Source organism: Pseudomonas sp. NBRC 111124, from assembly GCF_001320245.1.
Lineage (GTDB): Bacteria > Pseudomonadota > Gammaproteobacteria > Pseudomonadales > Pseudomonadaceae > Aquipseudomonas.
Genome location: NZ_BCBA01000069.1, coordinates 1 through 5,458, shown reverse-complemented (window position 1 = coordinate 5,458; position 5,458 = coordinate 1). Strand labels below are relative to the sequence as shown.

The window sequence follows — 5,458 nt, the reverse complement described above, 5'->3', positions numbered from 1 at the left end:
CCGGCCGCCGACCCGCTGGTACAGGCGGTGATCGGTCGGTTGTCGAGCCTGGCGTTCGCCGCCGAGGCCCAGGTGGCCGCCGTGGGCCAGAGCCTGCAGGCGGTGTTCGAAGCGGGGCAGCAAGGCGAGGTGCCCGAGCAGCAGTACACCGACGCCGAAATCCACGCCTTCCAGGCCCAGCAGATCGTCCTGCCGCAAGTGCTGCAGGCCAGCACCTTGCTGTTCGAGGTCGGCGGCGCCTCGGCCACCAGCAACACCCGACGCCTCGACCGCCACTGGCGCAACGCCCGCACCCTGGCCTCGCACAACCCGGCGATCTACCGCGAGCAGGCGCTGGGCGACTACTACCTCAACGGCATCAGCCCGGCCCAGGCCTGGCGCGCCCGCCAGGCCGCCGCCAGCCAAGGGCAGGGCAGCGGCGACGAAGCCAGCGCAGTCTGAATCAGGAGAACCGCATGAGCAGCAAACAGATGAGCCTGGGCATGAACATCCTCGGCTTCGGCTCGCACGCCGGCGCCTGGCGCCAGGGCGAGGCGGCGCTCGACGCCTATATCGACGTCAACTACTACCGCGACATTGCGCGCATTTCCGAGCGCGGCTGCCTGGACGCGATCTTCCTCGCCGATGGCCCGGCACTGCCGCCGGATGTGTCCGCACAACCCGGCGGGCGCCTGGAGCCCACCGTGCTGCTCACCGCCGTGGCCGCCGCCACCGAGCGCATCGGCGTGATCGCCACGTGCTCCAGCACCTACAACGAACCCTTCAACCTGGCCCGGCGCATCGCCTCGCTGGACCACATCAGCGGCGGTCGTGCGGCGTGGAACGTGGTCACCAATGCCGGTGACGCGGCGGCGCAGAATTTCGGCCTGGCCGGCGCGCCGCTGCATGTCGACCGCTACGGGCGTGCCGAAGAATTCGTCGATGTGACCCTGAAGCTGTGGGACAGCTGGGAAGACGACGCTGTCATCGGCGACCGCGCCGCCGGCCGCTTCGCCGACCCGCGCAAGGTCCACACCCTGGACTTCCAGGGCAAGCACTTTCAGGTCAAGGGCCCGCTGAACCTGCCGCGCTCGCCCCAGGGACGGCCGGTGCTGGTGCAGGCCGGCTCCTCAGAGGGCGGCAAGGCCCTCGGCTCACGCTATGCCGACGCGATCTTCACCACCCAGACCACGTTGGCCGACGGCCAGGCGTTCTACCAGGAGATGAAAGCCCGCGCCAAGGCCTGGGGGCGTGACCCGCAGCACCTGAAGATCATGCCGGGCCTGTCGACCGTGATCGGCAGCACCGAGGCCGAGGCCCATGCGCGCTTTGACCAGCTCAATGCCTGGCATGGCGAGCATGGCCTGCTGCAGCAGGTGGCGGGGCGCATCGGCATCGACGCCCGCGAGCTGGACCCGGACGCGCCGTTACCGTGGGCGCGGATTGGCGCGGTGGCGGATTTCGAGCGCGGCTCGCACGGGTTTCTGGAAGCCCAGCTGAACCTGGCGCGCAGCGAAAACCTGACCATTCGCCAGCTGTCGCGGCGGATCCTGGTCGGGCATCGGTTGGCTGTCGGTACCCCGGAGCAGGTCGCCGACACCCTGGCCGAGTGGTTCCTGGCCGGGGCAGGGGATGGCTTCAACATCATGCCCGACATGTTCCCGTCCGGGGCACGGGTGTTCGTCGAGGAGGTGGTGCCGTTGCTGCAAAAGCGCGGGCTGTTCCGCACCGAATACACCGGCACCACCTTGCGCGAGCACCTGGGGCTACCCAAGGCCGTGAACCAGTTCGCCGTGTAGTCCAGACCACCTTATCAGGAGATTTCCAATGCGTTACCGCCCACTTGGCCACACCGACCTCCAGGTCAGCCTGCTCAGCCTCGGCACCATGACCTGGGGCCATCAGAACACCGAACAGGACGCCCACCAGCAACTGGACGCCGCCATCGCCGCCGGCATCAATTTCATCGACACCGCCGAGATGTACCCCACGCCCACCCGCGCCGAAACCTGGACCACCACCGAGCGCTACCTCGGCACCTGGATCAAGGCCCGCGGCAACCGTGACAGGCTCATCCTCGCCAGCAAGATCGCCGGCCCCGCCCGCGACCCCGGCGGCCAGACGCACATCCGCGATGGCCTGTCGCACCACGACCGCAAGAACATCGTCGCCGCCCTGGAAGGCAGCCTGCGCCGGCTGAACACCGACTACCTGGACCTCTACCAGCTGCACTGGCCCGACCGCACCAGCAACTTCTTCGGCATCCGCGAATACCCCTATGCCGATGACCACCCGGAAACCGCTGCCATCGAAGAAACCCTCGCGGTGCTCGATGAACAGGTCAAAGCCGGCAAGGTGCGCCATATCGGCGTATCCAACGAAACGCCGTGGGGGGTTGCGCAGTTTCTGCGGCATAGCGAGGACAAAGGCCTGACGCGTATCGCCAGCATCCAGAACCCGTACAGCCTGCTCAACCGTTTGTACGAGAACGGCCTGTCGGAGTTCAGCCATCGCGAGGGTGTCAGCCTGCTGGCCTATTCGCCGCTGGCGTTTGGGGCGTTGACCGGCAAGTACCTGAACGGCGCCAAACCGGACGGTTCGCGGTTGTCTTCGGTGTATCGCACGTTCAATCGCTATGGCAGCGAGGAGGCCAACAGCGCCATTGGCAGTTATGTGCAGATTGCGCGGGAGCACGGGCTGACACCGGCGCAACTGGCCCTCGCGTTCGTGATTCGTCAGCCGTTCGTGGCCAGTGCGATTACCGGACAGACCACGCTGCAGCAGTTGCAGGACAACCTGAGTGCGCTGGATGTGCAGCTCAGCGACGAGGTACTGGCCGAGATCCAGGCTGTGCATCGGCGTATTCCCAATCCGGCACCGTAGCCCGCATGGCAAGGGCTGCGCCCTTGTTCGCGGCTAAAGCCGCTCCCACAGGATCACCACCCTGCTGAACCTGTAGAGATCCCTGTGGGAGCGGCTTTAGCCGCGAAGAGGCCGGCACAGGCGACAACAGAAGGACAGACATGAACGCGATTGCACTGACACCCACCACCGTGACCCGCAACTGGCAGTTTCGCCCCGGCCTGACACTGGCCTGGCTCATCCTGGCCCTGCTCCTGCTGGCCGTGGCCTTCCCCAGCTGGCTCTCCCCAACCGACCCCCTCGTCGCAGACGCCCGCCTGGCCTACCTCCCACCCAACAGCAGCTTCTGGCTCGGCACCGACGAAAACGGCCGCGACGTCCTCAGCCGCCTGATCCACGGCGCCCGCCCATCACTCTACATTGGCTTGGCCGCCACCCTGGTCGGCCTCGGCCTGGGCACGTCACTCGGCCTGCTGGCAGGCCTGGCGCCCGCCTGGCTGGACAACCTGCTGATGCGCGCCGTCGACGTCTTGCTGGCGTTCCCCGACTTGCTGCTGGCGTTGGTCATCATCGCCCTGTTCGGCCAGGGCACCAGCAACCTGATCCTCGCCGTCGGCATCGCTTCAGTGCCGCGCTACGCCCGCCTGGTCCGCGCCCAGGCCTTGACCATCCGCCACGCAGGCTTCGTCGAAGCCGCCGTCACGCTGGGCCGCAAACGCTCGGCGGTGGTGCTGGCCCACGTACTGCCCAACGCCGTGCAACCAGTGCTGATCCTGGCCTGCATCGGCCTGGGCGGCGCCATTACCGCAGCTGCCGCGTTGAGCTTCCTCGGCTTCGGTGCGCCACCGCCCGCGCCCGAGTGGGGCGCGATGATGGCCGTGGCGCGCAACTTCATGGCCAACGCACCCTGGCTGATGGCCTGGCCGGCGCTGGCGATCACCCTGACCGTCATTTCCATCACCGTCATCGGCCGCGACTGGCTGCGCCGTAGCGAGGGCAGAACCCCATGAGCATCTTCGAACAGCACCCGGCACCTTTGGTGGACATCCGCGACCTGCGCGTGAGCTTCAACGGCGTGCCGGTGGTACACGGCGTAGATTTGCAACTGCGCGCCGGGCAGTGCCTGGCACTGGTGGGCGAATCAGGCTCGGGCAAGAGCGTGACTGCCCGCACGCTGGTCGGCTTGACCGGGGCCGGCGCGCAGGTGCAGGCACAGCGCCTGGCCTTTGCCGGGCAAGACCTGCGCCGGCTTGGCGAGGCCGACTGGCAGCGCTTGCGCGGTGGGCGTATCGGCTTCGTCATGCAGGATGCGCTGGGTTCGCTCGACCCGCTGCGGCGAGTCGGCGCCGAAGTCGAGGAACCGTTGTTGTTGCACACCCCCCTGAGCGCTGAACAGCGTCGCTTGCGTGTGCTCGAACTGCTGCGCCAGGTCGGCGTACCCGAGCCCGAAGTCCGCGCCCGGCAGTACCCGTGGCAGCTGTCCGGTGGCCTGCGCCAGCGGGCACTGATTGCCTCGGCCATCGCCTGCCAGCCGCGCCTGCTGATCGCCGACGAGCCTACCACCGCGCTGGACGCCACGGTTCAGGCGCAGATCCTCGACCTGCTGGAACACCTGCGCGCACGCGACAACAGCCTGCTGATGGTCAGCCATGACCTGGCCGTGGTGGCCCGCCTGGCCGACTGGGTAGCGGTGATGCGCCATGGCGTGGTGGTGGAGCAGGGCAGTGTCGAACAAATCCTGCAGGACCCGCAGGACCCCTATACCCAACGCCTGCTGAACGCAGCGCGGGCGGTGCATTTCCAGCGCCCGGCAGTGCCGGCGTTGGCGCTGGTGGAGGACACCGTGGAAGAGCAACCGGTGGTGCTGGAGGCGCGTGGCCTGCACAAGGCTTTCGTCGGGCCGGATGGCCAGCCACGTGAAGTGCTGAACGATGTATCCCTGCAATTGCGTGCCGGGCAAACCCTTGGCGTGGTCGGCGAGTCGGGCTCTGGCAAGAGTACATTGGGCCGCATCCTGCTGGGGCTGGAGCGGCCGGAGCAGGGCAGTGTGCACTTGGCCGGGCAGGACTGGCTGGCACTGTCTTGCGCCCAGCAGCGCCAGGCCCGGCAGGGGATTCAGGTGGTGTTCCAGGACCCGCTGGCCTCGTTCGACCCACGCTACACCGTGTTGCGGGTACTGACCGAGGCGCTGGCACAGGCAGGTGTGCCACGTGGGTTGTAACGTACCGAGGCGGCTGCGTTGCTGGAGCGGGTGCAATTGCCGGCGGGGCTGCTCGACCGTCGGCCGCTGGAGTTGTCGGGTGGGCAGCGGCAACGCATCGCGATTGCCCGGGCGTTGGCGATGAAGCCCAAGGTGCTGGTGCTCGATGAGCCGGTGTCGGCGCTGGATGTGTCGGTGCAGGCGCGGATTCTGGCGTTGCTGGCGGAGCTCAAGGCGGAATTGAACCTGGCTTGCCTGTTCATTTCGCATGACCTTGGGGTGGTGGAGCAGGTCAGTGATCAGGTGCTGGTGATGCAAGGGGGCAGGGTGGTGGAGCAAGGGGCGGTGGCGCAGGTGCTTGGGCAGCCGCGCCATGCCTATACCCGGGCGTTGCTCGATGCCGTGCCGCATCTGCCG

At 67.6% G+C, this 5,458-nt stretch carries 3 protein-coding genes and 2 pseudogenes; all 5 read left to right on the top strand.

Annotated elements, in window-relative coordinates; translation table 11 throughout:
* A pseudogene (locus APH28_RS24585) lies at window positions 1-441 on the top strand (acyl-CoA dehydrogenase); the annotation flags it as partial.
* Between the two features lie 14 nt (window positions 442-455).
* Window positions 456-1,778 (top strand): LLM class flavin-dependent oxidoreductase, encoded by a 1,323-nt coding sequence (locus tag APH28_RS24580; RefSeq protein WP_060513070.1) that lies wholly within the window; start codon window positions 456-458, stop codon window positions 1,776-1,778.
* A gap of 28 nt (window positions 1,779-1,806) precedes the next feature.
* The gene (locus APH28_RS24575; protein WP_060513069.1) at window positions 1,807-2,862 is read left to right on the top strand and encodes an NADP(H)-dependent aldo-keto reductase; all 1,056 of its coding nucleotides are present in this window, start codon (window positions 1,807-1,809) and stop codon (window positions 2,860-2,862) included.
* A 140-nt stretch (window positions 2,863-3,002) separates the two neighbouring features.
* Window positions 3,003-3,851, top strand: coding sequence for an ABC transporter permease (locus tag APH28_RS24570; RefSeq protein ID WP_060513068.1), 849 nt, complete (start codon window positions 3,003-3,005; stop codon window positions 3,849-3,851).
* Window positions 3,848-5,458 (top strand): annotated as a pseudogene (locus tag APH28_RS24565) (dipeptide ABC transporter ATP-binding protein); the annotation flags it as partial. The gene APH28_RS24570 and the pseudogene APH28_RS24565, both read left to right, overlap by 4 nt.

Bases quoted from the DNA above. Each gene is read 5' to 3' on its own strand.
- APH28_RS24580 (WP_060513070.1), top strand. From the start codon at position 456: ATGAGCAGCAAACAGATGAGCCTGGGCATGAACATCCTCGGCTTCGGC.
- APH28_RS24575 (WP_060513069.1), top strand. From the start codon at position 1,807: ATGCGTTACCGCCCACTTGGCCACACCGACCTCCAGGTCAGCCTGCTC.
- APH28_RS24570 (WP_060513068.1), top strand. From the start codon at position 3,003: ATGAACGCGATTGCACTGACACCCACCACCGTGACCCGCAACTGGCAG.